This is a genomic window from Bdellovibrio sp. SBM16, from assembly GCF_056175625.1.
This window is the reverse complement of sequence record NZ_JBJKJG010000003.1, coordinates 85,433-105,060: the sequence shown is the minus strand read 5'-3', so window position 1 is coordinate 105,060 and position 19,628 is coordinate 85,433. Positions and strand designations below refer to the sequence as shown.

The window sequence follows — 19,628 nt, the reverse complement described above, 5'->3', positions numbered from 1 at the left end:
CTACTTGTTTTTAGTGACTTGCGCTGTGTGATAAACTGTTAAGTGAGAAGAGCCTGATAAACTGTTAGGTGAAAAGAGCCAGAAGAACTGTAAAAAAGCCTAAATGGCGGAAAGTGAGGGATTCGAACCCTCGAGCCCCGCGAAGGGCTGCCAGTTTTCAAGACTGGTGTATTCAACCGCTCTACCAACTTTCCGTCGATTGTTTTATAAAAAATGAGGTCGCGGTTCAATGAGTTTTTCGCAAATCAGCATTTCAACGCTACGCACATAAAAAGCTAAATCCCCAAGACAGACGCCCTTTTTGCATAAGAAAATTTCAATATGAAAATAAATGACTGGGTTTATACCTTTGATGCCGAATTGGAGTTGTTCAAAAACTTCTCGTTGCCCGTTAGATCAACAGTTTTGCGCCTGAACAGCGGCGAAAGCATTATGATCTCACCGATTGATTTTACCGAGGCAGATTGGGCCGAAATTAAGCCAGCACTGAAGGTAAAGCACATTGTAGCCCCGTGTGATTTGCACCATTTATATGTCAAACCGGCCAAGCATAAACTTAAAGAAGCTAAGCTGTGGGCCGGTAAAGAGTTAACCCAGAAACGTAACGATCTGACCTGGGATTACGAGCTGGTGCCGAAAAATTGGACAATGTCAGACGAAATTGAACTGATTCCAGTGTTGGGCGGAAGCACCCACGAAGTTCTGTTCTACCACAAAAAAGCCAAATGCCTGGTGGTGACCGATCTGATTTTTAATTTACATAACCGCAAAGGTTTTATCAGTTGGGTGATCCAACACGCGTTCGGCACCTGGAATAAACCGGCAGTAAGCCGCTGGTTTAAGACAACGATTAAAAATAAAAATGAGTTTAAAATTACGCTGGAAAAAATCTTATCGCTGGATATCGAGATGCTCGTGATGGCGCACGGAAATATTATCACGGAAAATGCGAAGGGCGTTTTAACCAACGCCCTTCGTGAAAGAAAGTTTATTTAGTTCAGCGACCGCCGATTATTTAATTTCGGTCTTATTGCCCATGTAGCCGCGTAAGACTTTCGGGATTTCGATTGAACCGTCCTCGCGCTGGTAGTTTTCAAAGATGGCAATCAGTGTTCTACCGACTGCTAAGCCGGAACCGTTTAAGGTATGCACGAACTGCGGCTTACCGCCATCTTTTGGTTTAAAGCGGATATTTGCACGGCGGGCCTGAAAGTCCTCGAAGTTTGAGCACGAACTGATTTCACGGTACGTGTTCTGTCCCGGCATCCACACTTCCAGATCGTAAGTTTTAGCCGACCCAAAACCCATGTCGCCGGTGCAAAGTAAAGATTTACGGTAAGAAAGTTCTAGTTCGGTAAGTACTCTTTCAGCATGTGAAGTTAACTGTTCATGGATCTCATAAGACTGAGACGGATGGCAGAAAGTCATTAACTCAACTTTATTAAACTGATGCTGGCGGATTAAACCTTTGGTGTCTTTACCGGCGCTGCCGGCTTCAGATCTGAAACATGGTGAGTAAGCACAAAACGATTGTGGTAACTGCTCTTCAGTTAAAATTTCGTTATTGTAATAGTTAGTAACCGGAACTTCGGCCGTTGGAATCAGACAGTAATCAGTTCCTTCTAATCTAAACACATCTTCTTTAAATTTCGGAAACTGGCCAGTGCCGACAAAGCTATTACTGTTTGCCATAAACGGTGGAATCATTTCAGTGTAACCATGCTGGGTCGAGTGCATATCCATCATAAACTGGATTAAGGCACGTTCCATCTGAGCCGCGGCCCCTTTTAAAAAAGTAAATCTTGCGCCGGCAACTTTGGCAGCACGTTCAAAATCCAAGACATTTAGTTTTTCGCCAAGTTCGATATGTTCTTTGGCTTTGAAAGAAAATTTCTTCGGTTCACCGACAGTCTTAACAACTTTGTTGTCGTGTTCAGACGAACCCACCGGAACAGACGCGTGTGGTTTGTTCGGGATTGTTAATAATAAGTTGTAAACCTGTGCATCAGTTTCAGCGGCCTGTGTTTCAAGTTCTTTTACGCGCGCTTTTAGCTGGTCAACCTGAGAAAGAATATGCGAAGCATCTTTACCTTCGCGTTTAAGCTGGCCGACTTCGGCGCTTAATTTATTCTGGCGGGCTTTTTCGGTTTCTGCGGTATTGATCATTTCTTTGCGGGTAATGTTTGCCTTCATGATCTGTTCTAAGATATCCGTGGAAGCTCCGCGATTAATTAAACCTTGCTTGTATTCGTCAAAGTAAGAGGTTCCGTTTTCAGCTTTTTTTTCTAACAGCTTAATATCAATCACAAAATTTCCTTGGTTCTAAAGTGGTCACACGCTTAAGGCGTTGGTTAATTTACGCACCTATGGTGCGATCATAATATACATACGAAGCACAGTGCCAATCAACACACAGATGAGATCAAAGATCAAAATCTGCATCATGCCGAAGCGGCTGAGGGATTTAAAGATGGCCGCGGTAAAGACAATCGTTAAAAATAAAAGCATAAAGGTGCCGGACTGAGTCAGTTCCTGGATAATTAACGATAAGACCAAGCCGATAAAGAAGCCGGACACCAGGCGTAACATAGCATGCGCAAAACTGTGAGAAGCGTTCTTAGCTCCGACTTGCAGGTCATTGGAAAAGCCTTTAAATTTTTCTCCCAGAGTCATGATGAGTTATCCCCCTAATGAAGATATTTTATCTTCAATTTGTTTTCTGTCCAGAGCATTTGGCGAAAGTTCGATATAAAGTTTAAGTAAATCACGGGCTTGCCTGCGATCGCCTTGGGCTTCCATAATAAAACCTTTTTCACGGTAAAGCGGGGCAAAACCGCTTTCTTTGCTACGGGCGATTTCTAACATATCAAGGGCAATATCTAAAGCCTCGCTTTTGCGGTAACAAGAAGCGGCCTTTACATACAGGTCGGCCGATGTCGGGCGCAGGCGAATACCTTGTGAGTATTCAGCCGCACACTCTTTGAACTGTTCTTTGCTGTTGTAAACCTCGGCTGCAAGCAGATAAGGATCGGCAATGCCCGGGTTTTTTGTCTTTTCTTCTTTGATCATTTCCAGTGCTTTATCAAATTCAGCTAAAGCAAAATGGCAGCGGGCCAAGAAATAAGAAATGCGCGGGTAACTTGGATTAACCCGTTTAACCATTTCAAATTTTTTGTAGGCGCTTTGAATAACCGCGCTGGGATCTTTACTGCCTGGATTTTCAAGTTCCAGCTGCGCTGTCGCAAATAAGGGCTCAACATCGGATGGATCCAATACGGCGGCATCCATGTAGTATTTCTGCGCGGTTTTAATTTCATTCATAAACTGATTACAACGCGCAAGTCCCATTAGGGCTTTTTTATTTTTGGGATCAGCTTCGATAATCTGCAGGTAAATATCAGCCGCCGAGCGGTATTTTTCCTGCAGTTCATAGAACTCTGCTAAGCCCACGCGGTAATCGATAGTGTACGGGAAGGTTTCGATTAATTTTTTGAAATTAGTTTCAGCGGCAAGATTACCCTGTTTAGCGTAGAGGTATTTAGAGTAGGTAATTTGCGCTTCCGGTTTTCCGGGCTCAAGATCGACGGCTTTGCTTGCGTATTTCTGTGCATCTTCTAAATATTTGGTTCTTAAGTTTTTATCTTCCTGGTTTTTTCCGTCGGCCGAGGTGCGTGTTGGTGCGTGCAGGTATAGGTTGATATTCGCATTTGCGATTAAACTTAACAGCTCAACATCGGCATCATACATCTTTAACGCCTTTTCGCCGTAAGTAATGGTGGTCGTCATGCTGTTTTTTCTGAATTCAACCAGCGCCTGGGTTTTTACGATATCAAAATTATTACCGGTTGCTTTTAAACCATCTTGCAAAGCCTTAGTCGCTTCGCCGAAGGCAAACTTCTGCGACAGATAATCAGCCTTTTGTGCGTAGGCCTGGGCCAGTTTGGTATCGGCTCTGATCGCTCGGTCTACCCAAAGAAGAGCTTCGCGCGTTTGATTGATCGCCCATAAACTCTTGGCCGCTTTTAGCGCAGGCTCGGCATTGGTTTTATCAAATTCAAACGCGGCTTTGTATTGCGCCTGTGCCGCCAGATGATCGCCCGATCTTGCGAACTGATCACCTAAGAATACTAACTCGGCCGATTGATTATTGCCGCGGTCTTCACCGCCTAACGACATGACAAGTTCTTTGATCGCACGGTGACTCGGGCTGATGGTTAATGCAAACTGACCGACTTCAAGTGCTTTTGAATTATCTTTTCTGGCAATTAACAGCTGGATGAACTCCAGCAGTGCTTCCATATGAAAGCTTTTTGGCAGCTTGCTATCGATCGCATAAGCGCGGTTAAACAGGTTGAATGCTTTTTCATTAGAAGCGTTTTTCAGCTCAACCAAACCCATACCGTAGAGCGCTCCCTTGTGTTCAGGGTAATCGCGCAGAATATTTGTGTAAGCATCTTTAGCTTCGTTGTATTTGCCTTGTTTAAACATCGAACGCGCCAATGCAAACTGGGCCCACGCCCAACCTGGAAACGATTTTACCGCTTCGGTATAATAAGCTTCGGCACTGATATGATTGTGCATTTCTTCAAGGATTTGCCCTTTGATCAGGTATAAAAACGGAAACAGGATAAAACGTTCACCATTTTGCTGATCTAAGGTTCTTTCAATTAAACCACGCGCATCGCGCGGTTGTCCCTTGGCTAACAGATAGATCGACTGGCAGGTGTCAGAGTAGCTTGAGATCGGGTTAATCGTGCGGCTCATTTGCGTTACAATGGTAATCGCTTTTAAGTCGTTCGAGTTTTGTTTGGTGTAAGGCCAAAGCTGTTCGTACACCACACACAGTAATCCCAGAGACTCTAAATCATTTGGGGCATTTTCAGAAGCCTGTGCCAAAAACTTCTGTGAATCACGGGTATTTTCTAAGGTTCCGGTTTTGATCAGTTGGATGGCTTTGGCTTTTAAAGCTTTAACTTCGTTATCGGTTAAAGTTTTTTGTGCTCCGCGCGTCGGGGCAATCAATACCCAGCCAGTGTTTTGTTTAGGATCTGGTTTAATCAGGTAATAAAGTGCAGCCGCAATGACAACGATCAAAATGATAAAAGGAAAGAATTTTTTTGATTCTTTTGCCTGAATCGTTTTGAGCTGCTGCATTTCGATTGTTAATTGCTGATCGCGCGCAACCAAGAGTGCATTGTTATCCGGAGGTGCAATCGTTGAAACACCGGTCGTACGGGCTACAGCGCGATCAGGAATAATTGGCGATGTCGGTTTTTTTCTTTCTTCTTCAACGAGTTGTTTGATCTCGTCTTTAAATTCCGCAACCTCCGGCTCGGGCGGAGGTGGTTCCTCAACGCCTTCAGAGCGCGATTGAATCTGCGTTTCTGCATCCATCTTGGCCGCTTTTTTTTCGTCGCGCTCGGTTGGATTTTCAAGAGATTCTAACAGGGCTTCGTAAAATTCGTGAACCTTAGCGAGCGGACGCCATTCGGCGCTGGGGTGTTGTGCTACTTCTTCTTGGCCGGTTAAAATACCTTCCACGATCATCTTGCTGATCGATTCACTCGGGAACGGCCCCTTGATTTGGCCATTCTCCATTTTGACTCTCCACTGATCGTTAAAATTAACTCGTTTCCCCATCATTTCTATTATGAAATGGATTCGAAATTCTGACATTTAAATCGTATAAATTCGGACCCAACTTATGACCAAAGTCCATCAATGGAACCAGAGGCCGGTTCCAAGTTGGAACTATTTGATTTCACTGGGGTTTTAATAAGAATTTTAGGGCATTTAAATGGACTCTTGCGCGTGTCTCAAGTTGGCACATCAGTTGCTTTAGACAATTTGCATGAAATGGGTTGCGGTAGCATACATCATCGCGGTTTTGGTGATCTCAGCGAAAGCTAAGGCCATCAGCGACGAGCAGCTAGTAAACACAACTTCATTTTCAGATTCAGATACGGTTTTTGATTACCAAGCGAAGATCTCTGAATAGCTAATTCAGGATCCCCTCCCAGGATAGGCATCAGAGCTTTGTTTGGTAAATATAGATTCTTAATTTCAAAATCACTGCTTAACAGCGGCCGATTTTTAAAAGGCAAGTTTGTGGCCCCTCCTCGAACTTGCCTTAATTTTTTTCCCCGACAATAAAATTTCGACTTCGTTGCTGGCGCTGGCGGCCTATTGCACGCGTTTGATTTTTGCGCCTAGAGAAGAAAGTTTTCCTTCTAGATTTTCGTAGCCGCGGTCTAAGTGGTAGATACGGCCTACCAAGGTTTCACCTTTAGCAACTAAACCGGCTAACACTAAACTTGCCGATGCCCGTAAGTCAGTGGCCATGACCGGGGCGCCAGATAAGCCGCCGGGTTTACCGCGGACAACTGCGACCTGGGTTTTTGGGGTGATGTCAGCGCCCAAACGCATTAATTCATTTACGTGCATGAAGCGGTTTTCGAAAACTGTTTCTGTGATCACACTGGTGCCGTGTGCGACGGTCATTAACGCCATAAACTGCGCCTGTAGGTCGGTTGCAAATAGCGGATGTGGTGCAGTCGTGATATCAACCGCTTCCCATTTGTCTTGTGGAAGTACTCGGATCGAATCTTTTGTTGTTTCGATTTTAAAACCAGATTCGCGCATTTTATTGATGAGTGCTTCTAAATCCTGGGGGTTACATTTTTGTACAAGCACATCCCCTTTAGTGATGGCGCCGGCGATCATTAATGTTCCGGCTTCGATACGATCTGGCATAATGCTGTGGCGGGCTGGTGTTAATTTTTCAACGCCTTCAATACGCATCACACTTGTACCGTGCCCGGTGATTTTCGCACCCATTTTATTTAGGTAAATCGCAAGATCAACAATTTCGGGCTCTTTAGCTGCATTTTCGATGATCGTTGTGCCTTCAGCTAAAGTTGCGGCCATCATTAAATTTTCGGTACCGCCGACGGTTGTTTTTTCAAACAGCACGGTTGCGCCTTTTAATTTTTTACATTTGGCTAAGACATAACCGTCTTTAAGTTCAATCTCTGCACCTAAAGCTTTCATCGCATCTAAGTGAAGATCAATCGGACGTGTACCGATCGCACAACCACCCGGAAGCGAAACTACCGCTTCACCGTATTTCGCCAGAATCGGACCCAAACAAAGAATGCTGGCGCGCATTTTTCTGACTAAATCGTAATGGGCTTCAAATGTTTTTAATTTGGTGACGTTTACGCGAAACGTGTGACCATCGCGTTTTGATTCACAACCTAAACTCTGTAAAAGTTCTGCTGTTGATTCGATATCCTTTAACAGCGGAACATTGTCGAACGTGTGTTCGCCTTCAGCTAATAGAGTAGAAAATAAAATCGGTAAAGCTGCGTTTTTTGCACCGCTGACTTCAACAGAACCTTTTAAAGAAACACCACTGGTAACAAGCATTTTATCCATAGCGGATATTATGCTCTTGCTTTAATGATTCGATCAAGTCCTGACAAATCTTTTAAAACGGCAACATCTTTCAGGCCGGGGATATCGGAAAAATATTTTTTCATGGCCGGTCCCTGAGTGTGGCCCATTTCAAAAAGCATTAGGCCTTGGTCGTTAAGGCAAGGGGCAAACTTTGTCGACCAAGTTTTTAGATCTTTTAAACCCTGATCATCCGCAAATAAGGCCGAGGCGGGCTCATATTTACGCACGTTGGGTTCAACTTGTGTGTCTCCCGCATCGATATAAGGCGGGTTTGCCACGATGTAGTCGAATTTACCCAGTTCGCCAGGGTTTAAGGTGCTCACATCTGCATGGATCGCTTCGCTGCGCTCGCCAAGGTCAAGTAATGCGATATTTTGTTTAAGCAGAGCAAAAGCTTCAGCTGATTTTTCAATAGCAATCAGTTTTCCTAGCGGGATGTGCTTTAGAATCGACAGGCCGATACATCCGGTGCCGGCGCCTAAATCCAGAATGCGGATCTGATCACGCGGATGTTTCTTAAAATCATTTAAAACTTCATCGACGATCATTTCGGTTTCGGGCCGCGGGATTAAAACTCCGGCTCCTACTTTGAAAATGTGGCCGTAAAATCCTTTTTCGCCGATGATGTAGGCGACGGGCTCGCCCGCGGTTCTGCGCTTAACATACTCGCGGCACAGATTTACTTCGGCTTCAGTAAGTGGTGAATCAAATTTAACATACAATTGAATACGCGGCATATTGAGAGCGTGGGCAATCAATAATTCCGCATCCAAACGTGGGGTATCGAAGTTTTTATCTTTGAAGAACTGAATTGTTTTTTGCAGGACATCATTCAGTTTCATGTCGATTCCTAGTAGGCGTTAGACGATTGTTTTTTTAACTGTTCCGCCTGGAAGTGAGCATTAATTGGATCGATTAACAATTCAAACTTACCACCCATCACCTGATCTAACTGGTGAATCGTTAAACCGATGCGATGATCAGTGATACGCGTCTGAGGAAAGTTATAAGTGCGGATACGCTCTGAGCGATCGCCAGTTCCGATTTGATCTAAACGGGCATCAGAAGCTTCTTTCATACGTTTTTCGTCTTCGATGGATTGTAATTTTGCAGCTAGAATCTGAAGTGCTCGCTCTCTATTGCTAAGCTGAGACTTTCCCTCTTGGCATTTAACTTCGATTCCTGTTGGGATATGAACGATACGGACAGCTGATTCCGTTCTGTTGACCGACTGTCCTCCAGCTCCTTGCGAACGCATGGTTTCAATATGAAGATCACTTTGGTTAAGTTTAATATCTTTAACTTCAACCTCAGGAATAACCGCAACTGTTACAGTTGAAGTATGGATACGACCAGCAGCTTCAGTTTTAGGTACACGCTGTACACGGTGAACGCCAGATTCGTATTTCATTTTTGAGTAAACCGATTCGCCAGAAATTGAAACGATAACCTCTTTAGCGCCGCCAACGTTACCCTGTGAGTAAGATACCATTTCAGCTTTCCAGCCCATAGTACTTGCGTAGTGAGCGTAACCACGGAAAAGTTCATCAGCAAATAACGACGCCTCATCGCCACCGGCACCGGCACGAATCTCAAGTAGAATGTTTTTATCGTCGTTAGGGTCTTTAGGTAATAAAGCAATTTTTAATGCGTCTTCAAGTTGCGGAATTGCTTCTTCAAGTTCTTTAACTTCTTCGCGGATCATTTCGCGCATTTCAGGATCTTGTTCGGCGGTAAGAAGTTCTTTGCTATCTTTTAAGTTCGCGGTTTTCTTTTTGTAATCGCGGTAAAGGATGACGATTTTTTCCAGTTCAGCCAATTCTTTCATTAGCGCGCGATACTTGGTCTGATCAGACGCAATATCAGGACGCTGAAGTGACATATTCACTTCTTCATATCTTGATTCTACTGAGTCTAATTTTGAAAACATGGTCTAAGCTCCGGCGTTACTGAGTGGATAATATTGAATTCCAGAAAAACAAAAAGCGGCCATATAAGCCGCTTTTCTAAATAAATAACCTTGCGAGAATCTATTTGCCTGTAGCTGATTTCGATCCGAATTTCTTTTTGAAACGATCGATACGGCCTTCGGTATCAAGTACGCGTTGTTTACCAGTGTAGAATGGGTGAGAAGCAGAAGAGATCTCAACTTTGATAAGTGGGTATTCTTTGCCGTCAGTCCATTTAGTAGTTTCTTTAGAGTCTAACGTTGTTGTTCCTAAAAATTGGAAGTCACAAGAGATGTCTTTGAACACAACAGTCTTAACTTTTGGATGTAATCCTTCTTTCATATTATCCTCTATCTTTAATCGTAAATTCGAGAACCTAGGTGATAGCATAAAAATTGGCCCAGGCTCAAGCGGAAATCCGCGTTATTTTGCCTATTTGCCGGTGATTTCAAGGCAAACAGGCCAAAGCTGAATGGCCGGGACCACCGTTACCCTAGAATTAAGAGCACTTTTGTTTATATGTAAGTATTTGAAATCACTTGGATATAGCGGAACACAATAAAATTATGGCGGGATGCCTATGGTCTGCTGGAGTTCTAACCGATGAGAGGTCCGATAGACTTAGGTCTATGAAGGGATGCAGATCTATGAAAAAGGCTCACAAGTTTTTAATGGCATTAGTGATAGCGGCTGCTGTACCGGCGCAGGCCGGCTGGTTTGACGATGACGACGACTATGTAGCTATTTGTAAAACCAAAGCGCTAAAAATCAAAACTAAGGCAGCTATGGCCTGTGCTGAGGGTGATGAGGTTGCCTGTGAAGCTCAAGAGGCTATGCAAGACCGTAAGTATGACGAAGAAGGCTGCAAAGCTATCTCCATCACACATAAAAAACTTACCGGTAAATAGTTAGAATTATTCCACACCGTCAAGGTTGGTGACTAGCAACGAATCCAGATACAGACAACCATCTGGGTTTGTTGCCACTTTTAATAAAGCGACCACATCAGACCCTTTATTGATTTCGATAAAGGTATTCATTGAATCAGTTTTTTCTTCACTGCTTAAGCCAACATTTGAAGATTGGTTTAAAGCATTAACCAGGCTCTTCGTTATTTCTTTTAAGCTTTCGGGACAAGAAACATCTGAATCGCGTAAACCTAATTCAGGTACGTGATTACTCCATAACATCTGCTTTAAAAAAGCGAGATCTTTGCTTTGTAACTGTTGAATTACTTTTTCAAGATCTGCAGATTTGGTGCAGCTAAACGTAGCGTCGGCTGCATAAGCATCAAGATAAGCCGTTAACGTTGATTTAGAGTCACAGGTGATCGGACCCATGTTAACTTCCCAAGCCGGGATTTCTGCTTCGGCTTTCTTTAATAAGTTAATCGCTTGAGTCACCTTATCTCCGCCCATTTTTTTATAACAAGCGGCTACTTCAAAAACGATATCGGCGTACTGCCCGTCACTATCCAGAGATTTGGGGGCTTCCAGCGAAAAACTGTAACCGGCACAATTTCCGATTTTAGCTAAAAACTCTGATTCTTGTTCTTCGCAAGAATCCAGCTTATCGATCTTATCAACTGAAGCCTGACATTCAATTTGAAGTGAAGTTGAAATTTCGGCCGGAGCCTGGAAGGCATCCTGGCCGATGGTTACATCGGTGCCCGGCAGATTGATCTTACTTCCCAATAAAAATTTATAAAGAATAACAAAGATCAGTAAACCACCGACAAACAAGGTCAGTGGCAGTACTAATTTCTTGATCAGCGGACGGTTATCGCCGGATTGGTTTTTTTTATCCATTCATGCTCTTCAAGAAATCAGCGTTGGTTTTTGTTTTTTCCAATTTATCCATTAAGAATTCCATGGCATCAACTACGTTCATCGGCGCTAATACTTTACGTAAAATCCAAAGACGCGATAAATCGCCTTTTTCGATCAATAGATCTTCTTTACGGGTTCCTGATTTGTTGATGTCCATACAAGGGAAAATACGTTTTTCCATCAGCTTTCTGTCTAATTGGATCTCTGAGTTGCCCGTACCTTTGAATTCCTCAAAAATAACCTCATCCATGCGCGAACCGGTATCGATTAACGCCGTTGCGATGATGGTCAGTGATCCGCCTTCTTCGATATTTCTGGCAGCACCGAAGAAACGCTTGGGTTTGTGTAACGCATTTGAATCCACACCGCCCGATAAGATCTTACCAGATGGCGGAACAACCGTATTGTAAGCACGCGCTAAACGCGTAATCGAATCTAACAGGATAACAACGTCATGTTTGTGCTCAACTAGGCGTTTTGCCTTTTCTAAAACCATTTCAGCAATTTGTACGTGGCGCGTTGGTGGTTCATCGAAGGTTGATGAAACGACTTCGCCTTTTACCGTACGCTGCATATCCGTTACTTCTTCCGGACGCTCATCGATTAATAGCACGATGAGTTTTACTTCAGGGTGATTGGTAGTGATCGCGTTGGCGATTTTTTGTAGTAAAACTGTTTTACCTGTTTTCGGCGGGGCAACGATCAAAGCGCGTTGGCCTTTACCTAAGGGAGACATCATATCAACGATACGAGTAGTCATCTCATTAGGTGTGCTTTCAAGTTTTAACTGCTTGTTCGGGTATAACGGCGTTAAGTTGTCGAATAAGATTTTATCTTTAGAAGCTTCTGGAGCTTCGTAGTTTAAAGAATCAACTTTGATTAAGGCGAAATATCTTTCACCTTCTTTAGGAACACGAACAGTACCGGTTACGAAGTCGCCGGTACGTAAGCCGAACTTGCGCATTTGTGACGGAGAAACGTAAATATCATCTGGTCCCGGTAAGTAATTGTAATCAGGAGAACGTAAGAAACCGTAACCATCCGGTAAAATTTCTAATACGCCGGAACCGAAAATATCACCCAGCTTAGCTGCGCGTTTTAAAATTTCGAACACCATATCTTGGCGGCGCATACCTGCAGCGTTTTCGATTTTTAATTTGGTAGCGAGATCAGTTAATACCTGGATGTTTTTAGATTTTAAATCTTTAGAGTTTAACCAGCTTTTTTCTTCGTCAGTTAAATTAATGTCTGCTAAGTCAATTTCTTCTACCGGAGTGCCTTGTTGCTGAGGCGGTTGGCTGTGGCCACCTTGTTGCTCGTCGCGGTCGCGGTAGTCACGGCGTTGGTTTTGGTTGTAACGGCCGCCACCTTGCTGCTGACCATGTCTTCCGCCGCCTTGATTTCTATTTTGATTGTTGTCGTATTTTCTGAAGTCACGGCGTTGTTGGTGTTGCTGCTGCCCTTGTTGTTGCTGTTGTGAACCTGGATTTTCGCCTGAAGCCGCTGGTGCTGCGCTAGCTGCCGGAGTTTCTTGTGCTGCTGCGCTTGGGGCATCTGCCGTTTGCGCTACGGGAGCCGGTGCTTCTTGGGCTGGAGCTGAGGCCTCTGCACTTGGTCCGCTGTCTGCGGTTGCTTCAGTATTCGTTTTTCTAAACTTTTTCTTAGTAGGTTCGATGACAACTTCTTTTTTAGCCAATTGGAGCTCCTGGAATGTGGATCTATTTTTAAATAGGATTTAGTAGAAAAAAATAAGAGATTATTTTTAAAATATCGCTGTGGGCCTAATTAAAGTCAATCAATTTGAAACATGGAACATTTTTATCGTCTCAATTCGAGAAAAACTCTAAATCTTTCAAGTACTTAACCGATAAATACTCACAGGTATGCGGACCACCCGGACTTCAACATTGAGGAACGAAACCACGTATCTAAACAAGGAGTATCAAGTGGATACAATGACCCCAGCACCTAGAACGCCGCTGCATTTAGATGTCAGTTTTAGAAGAAGCTATGCTCGTCAGGATTCAGTAGCTGTGCTTAGAAACATCAGTTTATCGGGAGCTTTTTTAGAATTAGCCAACCACGATTTACGTGTTGATGAAAAAATTAATCTTACTTTCGTTGTTGCCCAACGCGAGAGAAAAATTACCGCCCAGATTGTGTGGAAAAACTCTTTAGGGGCCGGCGTTAAATTTTTGCCGCAGAATAATCGCGACGTCCAAATCGTCGATGATCTAATTTATTTCGTGGAAACGAAACGCATGGGCCATCGCGGAATTTTAGACGGCATCCTGAAAAAAGCTGCGTAAAAATACTGTTCCAAAATTAACAAATAAAAAAGGCTTGGTGTTTAAACCAAGCCTTTTGTTTTTTGATTTCAATTTAGAATTACGTTCCTAAACCTTCACCCATTTGAGCATCATTGCCATGGGCGCGGTTGGCCTGGGCTTTTTTACGTTTAACCAGTACAAATGCCAGGGCACCGAATAATAACACCCCGATACCTAACATGGTCATCATATCATCGCCACCTTCGGCAGCGGCCATCTCATCACCTTCTTCAGAGCCTGCCGGAGCTTTGGCAGCTTGCTCTTCTGGCGGCGGAGGCGGAGGAGTCTGTGCAAATTGCGAATCATCTGGTGGTGGAGGCGGCGGCATTGCTGCATCTAAAGCCGGATCCGCAGGTGGAGCTGTGTTTGCTGCCATCGCGTCTGTTGGCGGAGGCGGTGGCAGGTCAGCTTGCGGCGGAGGCGGCGGAAGATCGTTCATCGCCGGTGGTTGTGGAGGAGGCAACATCTCAGCCGGAGGCGGAGGTGTCGGATTGTTTGCGATGATATTGTTAACTGCAGCTTCCGGAGTTTTCGGAGGTTCTGCGGCCGCCATAGTCGGCGGAGTGATCGAAGAAGGTGATTTCCAGTATTTGAACGTTTCGCCTTCTGCTAATTTCGTTTTTGATTCAATCGCGTTAGTCGACCAAACTTCTTTCCAGGCATTGTCATAACCTAAAAGCTTTTTAGCCACTTTTCTTAAGTTATCACCTTTTTGCGCAACGTAAGTCTCAGGAATCATGCCTGTGTCTTCGTAGTATGTGATGGTTTTAGAAGAATCTGTCGGGCGGTTCGGAGAAACATAGGCGATTTTATCGCCGGCGCGAGGAGCACGGGCTTTTAAGAATGAGTTGATCTTTTTAAGCTCTTTTGTTTTATCAGATCCGTAGATCGTCATGCTGATGTCTTTTAATTTTTCTTTCGGACGGGCAATGTAAATTGTATTTACGAAGCCATCACCGAAAGCGTATGGAGTCGCGTCAGCAACTTTTTTAAGAGATGTTGTGCCGGCAGAACCTTTTACAGCTGTCGGTTTAACATCGGCGATTTCTTGTGTTGGAGTCTCTTCAACCGGAGCCTCTGTTGCTGCAGCCGGAGGAGGAGTCATTGCAGTTGCAGGAGGATCTTGCGGAGTTTCTGTCGGTTGTTCGTTCATGGCTGCTGTCAAACCATCATCGACAGGAGCTAAAGCATTTGGATCATCTAAGCTTAAATCAGACGGAGGTAAATCGCTGCCAGCAAGAGTATCTGCCGGCACATCAGCCGGAACATCTGATGGTGGAGCTTCTAAAGAGCTTTCATCTAATGTTGGAGCTGCTGCGATATCAGTAGGAGGAGGATCTTGCATTGCTTGGTCTAGCGATAAATCAGTTGATGCCGTCGTGTCAGCCGGTGCTTCACCTAGCGCTGCTTCTAACGAGCTATCAGTTGATAAGCTTTGTTCAGGTGCTGTGCCGTCTAAAGCCTGTGCGCTGCCATCATCTAATGAAGGCTCTTCAGCTTCAATTTTCTCAACGTCTGCATTTTCAACAAACTCAGCATCATCTTGAGCTTTGTTCGCTGTACACGCAGAAAATTGCGCCATAAGGCCAAGTGCTGCTAAAACCAGTAACAGTTTTTTCATATTTTTTATCCTCATCCTTGAAAATAATTGCGACTCGAGGTCTTTACTTTCTTACCATAATATTACAACACGAAGAATGTGTTGCAGCAAAGCAGATGTATTGATCATTACTAAAGCTGGACTTGACGAAAGTTGTTGGCAAAAAGCAAATACGGAGTTGTGGCTGGACCTAGGTCGCGAAATGTTTACTGAGAACGAGGTAATACCAACAAGTCCCCGATTTTAATGCGGTTTTTTGTAAACCAGCCCTGATTCATTTCAAGCGCGTACATGGCCGGCTTCGAGCTTGGATAAGAAGGAAATTCTTTTTGCAGGCTGGACGTGGCTTTCATGTCGATGATGTCGATGATCTTTTTGTCTTTGCCGATATAAGCGATACTTAAGTCGATATAAGTGTTCTTCATCCAGAAACTTAAAGGCTGTTCGCTATCAAAGATAAATAACATGCCGGTGTCGGCGCCCATTTTTTCACGGTACATTAAACCGCGTTCGTGCTGTTCGCGTGTGACGGCGATTTCCACGGTAATTTTTTTTGTTCCGATTTGAATCTGTTTTTTATCAAATGAAATTTTAGGATTTGTGGCAAATACCTGCGATACAAAAAAGAAACTAAGTATTAAAACGTTTCGCCAGTTCAAGTGCGACACCATAACGTACTCCTCGGGTTGAGACAGAAAGCTTATTTAGATTAAAAGCTTTTAACGTCTCAAGTAAAGTGATAACGCCGACAATGATCACATCAGCACGACCTTCGGGAAATCCGGCAGCGATTTTTTCAGTGACTGACATTGGTGTTAACTTTTTTAGCCAGGCCTCTAGTCCTTGTTGGGTTAAAACATAACCGTCGATCTTGGCCGCATCAAAACCACCCAGCTCAACCTGCGCGATGGTGGTCGGCGTTCCGGCTACGGCCAAAATTTCTTTTGGCTGGCTCGGGGCCAGGTTAATAATTTGCAGCAGTTGCCCGCGGATAAAATTTTGCAGGTTGTCGATTTCTGATTGCGGGGTCGGCTGTGCAGAAATAAATTTTTCAGTTAAGCGCACACAACCGATATCTAAACTTTTTCCGGACAGGATTTTCTGATCTTCACCGAAGATAAACTCGGTCGAGCCGCCACCGATATCAACGACCAGACGTGATCCGGTAGAAGTTAAACCAGAAACTCCACCGCGGTAAGTGATCTCGGCCTCTTTATCACCCGGGATAATTTCCAGCGGGATATCTAAATCTTTGCAGATTTTAAAAAGCTCTTCCTGGTTTTCGGCATCGCGGGCCGCCGATGTGGCCATGGCCAAAACAGCCTCTGGCTTTTCGCGATCCAATGTTTTCTTAAAGTTTGTCAGGGTATTTTTTGCTCTGACCAAGGCATCGGGGTGAAATCTTTTACTGGCCGATAATCCCTGGCCAAGTCTCACCATCTCAACTTCATCAGAATAGATCTTTGTGATCTTTTGGTTCTGCACTTCAGAAACAAGACACAAGAATGTATTTGAACCTAAATCAAGACTGGCAAGTTTCATTTTATTCCTTAAGTTTCTTCATTAAAATTTCGTTCACAATGGCAGGATTGGCTTTGCCTTTTGAGGCCTTCATGATTGCTCCGACAAAAAAGCCAAGCACTTTATCTTTGCCCGCTTTAAATTCGGCGACCTGACTTGGGTTGGCGGCTACAACCTCAGCGACGATCTTTTCAATTTCGCCAGTGTCTGAGACCTGCACTAAACCTCTGGCTTTGATAATTTCGGCCGGAGTTAATCCTGAATCCCACATTTCTTTAAAAACTACTTTGGCGATTTTTCCGGAAATGGTGCCTTTGTCGATTTCAGTAATCAGCGCTGCAAGGTTTGCGGCCGATACTTTTGATTTATGGATTGAAAGTTTATGATCATTTAATTCACGTAAAAGTTCAGTGATCATCCAGTTGGCCGTAGCTCTGTAATTGCCGCAGGCTTTACCACACGCCTCGAAATAATCCGACAGTTCACGCTCTTCAGTTAACAGGTGCGCATCGTTTGGATTTAACTGCATGTCTTTCACAAAACGCGCGGCGCGCGCCAGGGGCAGTTCAGGTAAAGAATTCCTCATCATCTGCAGCTGGGCATCAGTTACGATAACCGGCAACAGATCCGGATCGGGAAAATAACGGTAGTCTTGTGCATCTTCTTTGGTGCGCATGGTGAATGTGCGGTTTTTATCCGGATCGTACAATCGGGTTTCCTGCACAATTCGTTCGTTGCTCTCGATGGCATCAATCTGGCGGTGAATTTCGTATTCAACAGCTTTTTCCACAAAGCGAAACGAGTTGATATTTTTTAGTTCGACCTTGGTTCCGAACTTAGTATCGCCTACGCGGCGAACCGATACGTTACAATCGCAGCGCAACGAGCCTTCTTCTAAGTTACCGTCGCAGACATCCAAATAACGAACAATTGAGCGGATAGAGCGGCAATATTCAGCTGCTTCCTGGGGTGAATGCATTTCCGGTTCAGAAACAATTTCAAGTAAAGGTATACCGGCACGATTATAATTAATTAACGTGTACTGGCCAAAGTGGGTTGATTTTCCCGCATCTTCTTCTAAATGTGCGCGGGTAATGCCAACGGTTTTTGTTTTGCCACCGACTTCAAACTGAATCGAGCCTTTTTCGCAGATCGGTTGGTCATACTGTGAAATCTGATACCCTTTTGGCAAATCAGGATAAAAATAATTTTTTCTGGCGAACACTGATTTTTGACGGATGTTACAGCCAAGAGCCAAACCGGTTTTGATCGCATATTCGACGGCTTTTTTATTTAATACCGGTAAAGTGCCGGGCATACCGACTGAAACCGGCGAAGTATTTTCGTTATCGGCCGAATCAAATGTGGTTGCATCGGCGCAAAAAATCTTTGAATCAGTTTTTAACTGCACGTGCACTTCAATGCCGATAACTGCCTCAAAACCGCGGAAAGAAGGATTGCTAGTAGACACTTGGAGTTTTTCCTTTCACCGGTGAATTTTGCTCTAATGCATAAGCTACATTTAGAATTTTTTGTTCCTGAAAGTGATGGCCGGTTAACTGGATACCGATTGGCAGTCCGTCTGTTGTTAAACCAAACGGCACACTCATACCCGGAAGACCGGCTAAGTTTGTCGAAGTCGTAAAGATATCGTTTAAATACATTTTTAACGGATCATACACGCGCGTGCCGATTTTGAAAGTTGGTGTAGTTGAAACCGGCGAAATGATGGCATCACATTTTGCAAACGCCTCGTCATACTGGTTTTTTAATAACCGGCGCACCTGGCAGGCTTTATTGTAATAGGCATCAAAATAACCCGACGACAGACAGAATGTGCCCAAAATAATTCTGCGTTTTACCTCTTTACCAAATCCTTCGGCGCGCGTCTGCGCGTAAAATTCATCGAGCGGCAATGCTGCTAAATCTTTAAAGTCAGAGCGATATCCGTATTTTACCCCATCATAGCGCGCTAAATTTGACGATGCTTCTGATGCTGAAATTAAATAATACATCGATACGGCATACTTGGTTAACGGGATAGAAACTTCAACAAATTCTGCACCTAAACGTTTTAAAGTTTCTAGCGCTTGTTCGTAAGTTTTTCGGATATCCGGGTGAACAAGTTCAGAGTTGTGATACTCTTTGACGATTCCGATTTTTTTACCCTTCATGTCGGCTGAAAGATTTTTAGAAAATGCTTCAACCGGTCGGGTTGAGGTGGTGCCATCAAGATCATCTTTGCCGCAGATAACTTCTAGGGTTAATGCCGCATCTTCAACAGTTGAAACCATTGGACCCGCCTGATCGAGCGACGAGGCAAAAGCGACGATACCATAGCGGCTGACACGGCCGTAAGTTGGTTTAATGCCGACGATACCGCAAAAGTTTGACGGTTGGCGGATAGATCCGCCGGTATCCGTGCCGATAGTTCCCATCACGAGCCGTGCAGCCTGGGCGGCAGCTGACCCGCCCGAACTGCCACCGGGGACATATTCAGGATTCCACGGGTTTTTACACACGCCGTGAAATGAACTTTCATTGCTTGAGCCCATGGCAAATTCGTCAAGGTTCAATTTTCCAATCACCGTGGCACCGGCGTTTTTCAGGCGCGCCACGACTGTTGCATCGTACGGTGGCACAAAGCCGGTTAACATTTTTGAAGCGGCCGTAGTTTCGATACCTTTGGTGCACAGTAAATCTTTAATGCCGAAGGGTACACCAGCCAGCACCCCGACACTTTCGCCTTTTGCGATTTTTTGGTCGATTGCTTCGGCCTGTCTTACGCAGTCTGGGTTAAGTTTAATAAATGCATTTAATTGCGGGTTTAGTTTCTCTGAGCGGGCAAAGAAATATTTCGTCACTTCAACTGCCGAAACTTTTTTCTCAGCGATCGCGTTGCGGGTTTCTGTCATCGAAGCTGTTAATAAATCCAAAGAAG

General features: G+C 44.3%; 18 protein-coding genes and 1 tRNA gene. 4 read left to right on the top strand and 15 right to left on the bottom strand.

All coding sequences use genetic code 11. The features are described 5' to 3' along the window. Positions 1-104: 104 nt before the first annotated feature. Positions 105-194 (bottom strand) — tRNA-Ser (locus AC04MM_RS04620). Between the two features lie 127 nt (positions 195-321). Between AC04MM_RS04620 and AC04MM_RS04615 the strand changes: the two genes are divergently transcribed. Beyond that, on the top strand, positions 322-996 hold the full coding sequence (locus tag AC04MM_RS04615) for a DUF4336 domain-containing protein (protein WP_475379151.1): 675 nt from the start codon (positions 322-324) through the stop codon (positions 994-996). 15 nt (positions 997-1,011) lie between these two features. Here AC04MM_RS04615 and serS read toward each other — a convergent pair whose 3' ends face one another. From serS to AC04MM_RS04600, 3 genes are read right to left on the bottom strand one after another with little or no spacing between them, the layout of a single operon-like run. Further along, a complete protein-coding gene (serS, locus tag AC04MM_RS04610; RefSeq protein ID WP_475379150.1) occupies positions 1,012-2,307 on the bottom strand; it encodes a serine--tRNA ligase in 1,296 nt (431 codons plus the stop codon). 57 nt (positions 2,308-2,364) lie between these two features. Continuing rightward, on the bottom strand, positions 2,365-2,673 hold the full coding sequence (locus tag AC04MM_RS04605; RefSeq protein WP_475379149.1) for a hypothetical protein: 309 nt from the start codon (positions 2,671-2,673) through the stop codon (positions 2,365-2,367). Positions 2,674-2,679: 6 nt separating this feature from the next. Continuing rightward, positions 2,680-5,598 carry a tetratricopeptide repeat protein gene (locus AC04MM_RS04600; protein ID WP_475379148.1) on the bottom strand — a complete coding sequence of 973 codons (2,919 nt, stop codon included), beginning with the start codon at positions 5,596-5,598 and terminating at the stop codon, positions 2,680-2,682. A gap of 253 nt (positions 5,599-5,851) precedes the next feature. On the opposite strand from AC04MM_RS04600, the gene AC04MM_RS04595 reads away from it, so the two are divergent. Next, positions 5,852-5,998 carry a hypothetical protein gene (locus tag AC04MM_RS04595; RefSeq protein WP_475379147.1) on the top strand — a complete coding sequence of 49 codons (147 nt, stop codon included), beginning with the start codon at positions 5,852-5,854 and terminating at the stop codon, positions 5,996-5,998. Between the two features lie 185 nt (positions 5,999-6,183). Here AC04MM_RS04595 and murA read toward each other — a convergent pair whose 3' ends face one another. The 4 genes from murA to AC04MM_RS04575 form a co-directional block, all read right to left on the bottom strand. Beyond that, positions 6,184-7,437: a UDP-N-acetylglucosamine 1-carboxyvinyltransferase gene (gene murA / locus AC04MM_RS04590; RefSeq protein WP_475379146.1), complete on the bottom strand. Its 1,254-nt coding sequence runs from the start codon at positions 7,435-7,437 to the stop codon at positions 6,184-6,186. An 8-nt stretch (positions 7,438-7,445) separates the two neighbouring features. After that, entirely contained in the window at positions 7,446-8,300 is an 855-nt protein-coding gene (gene prmC, locus AC04MM_RS04585; protein WP_475379145.1) for a peptide chain release factor N(5)-glutamine methyltransferase, read from the bottom strand. An 8-nt stretch (positions 8,301-8,308) separates the two neighbouring features. Beyond that, positions 8,309-9,388 (bottom strand): peptide chain release factor 1, encoded by a 1,080-nt coding sequence (gene prfA, locus AC04MM_RS04580; protein WP_475379144.1) that lies wholly within the window; start codon positions 9,386-9,388, stop codon positions 8,309-8,311. Between the two features lie 100 nt (positions 9,389-9,488). Beyond that, positions 9,489-9,749 (bottom strand): type B 50S ribosomal protein L31, encoded by a 261-nt coding sequence (locus AC04MM_RS04575; RefSeq protein WP_475379143.1) that lies wholly within the window; start codon positions 9,747-9,749, stop codon positions 9,489-9,491. Positions 9,750-10,054: 305 nt separating this feature from the next. Between AC04MM_RS04575 and AC04MM_RS04570 the strand changes: the two genes are divergently transcribed. After that, entirely contained in the window at positions 10,055-10,315 is a 261-nt protein-coding gene (locus AC04MM_RS04570) for a hypothetical protein (RefSeq protein WP_475379142.1), read from the top strand. Between the two features lie 6 nt (positions 10,316-10,321). On the opposite strand, the gene AC04MM_RS04565 is transcribed toward AC04MM_RS04570, so the two are convergent. Next, positions 10,322-11,215 (bottom strand): hypothetical protein, encoded by an 894-nt coding sequence (locus AC04MM_RS04565; protein ID WP_475379141.1) that lies wholly within the window; start codon positions 11,213-11,215, stop codon positions 10,322-10,324. Next, a complete protein-coding gene (gene rho / locus AC04MM_RS04560; RefSeq protein WP_475379140.1) occupies positions 11,208-12,932 on the bottom strand; it encodes a transcription termination factor Rho in 1,725 nt (574 codons plus the stop codon). Before rho ends, AC04MM_RS04565 begins: the two co-directional genes overlap by 8 nt. 259 nt (positions 12,933-13,191) lie before the next feature. On the opposite strand from rho, the gene AC04MM_RS04555 reads away from it, so the two are divergent. Then, positions 13,192-13,545 (top strand): PilZ domain-containing protein, encoded by a 354-nt coding sequence (locus AC04MM_RS04555; protein ID WP_475379139.1) that lies wholly within the window; start codon positions 13,192-13,194, stop codon positions 13,543-13,545. A 79-nt stretch (positions 13,546-13,624) separates the two neighbouring features. On the opposite strand, the gene AC04MM_RS04550 is transcribed toward AC04MM_RS04555, so the two are convergent. The 5 genes from AC04MM_RS04550 to gatA all read right to left on the bottom strand — a co-directional run bounded on the left by AC04MM_RS04550 (position 13,625) and on the right by gatA (position 19,623). Continuing rightward, on the bottom strand, positions 13,625-15,187 hold the full coding sequence (locus AC04MM_RS04550) for a hypothetical protein (RefSeq protein ID WP_475379138.1): 1,563 nt from the start codon (positions 15,185-15,187) through the stop codon (positions 13,625-13,627). A 185-nt stretch (positions 15,188-15,372) separates the two neighbouring features. Then, entirely contained in the window at positions 15,373-15,837 is a 465-nt protein-coding gene (locus AC04MM_RS04545) for a DUF192 domain-containing protein (RefSeq protein WP_475379137.1), read from the bottom strand. Next, the gene (locus AC04MM_RS04540) at positions 15,797-16,708 is read right to left on the bottom strand and encodes a Ppx/GppA phosphatase family protein (protein WP_475379136.1); all 912 of its coding nucleotides are present in this window, start codon (positions 16,706-16,708) and stop codon (positions 15,797-15,799) included. The genes AC04MM_RS04545 and AC04MM_RS04540 overlap by 41 nt, the downstream gene beginning before the upstream one ends. A 1-nt stretch (position 16,709) precedes the next feature. After that, complete coding sequence (gene gatB, locus AC04MM_RS04535) at positions 16,710-18,158, bottom strand: Asp-tRNA(Asn)/Glu-tRNA(Gln) amidotransferase subunit GatB (protein ID WP_475379135.1); 1,449 nt, start codon at positions 18,156-18,158, stop codon at positions 16,710-16,712. Beyond that, on the bottom strand, positions 18,148-19,623 hold the full coding sequence (gene gatA / locus AC04MM_RS04530; RefSeq protein ID WP_475379153.1) for an Asp-tRNA(Asn)/Glu-tRNA(Gln) amidotransferase subunit GatA: 1,476 nt from the start codon (positions 19,621-19,623) through the stop codon (positions 18,148-18,150). Before gatA ends, gatB begins: the two co-directional genes overlap by 11 nt. Positions 19,624-19,628 lie beyond the last annotated feature (5 nt).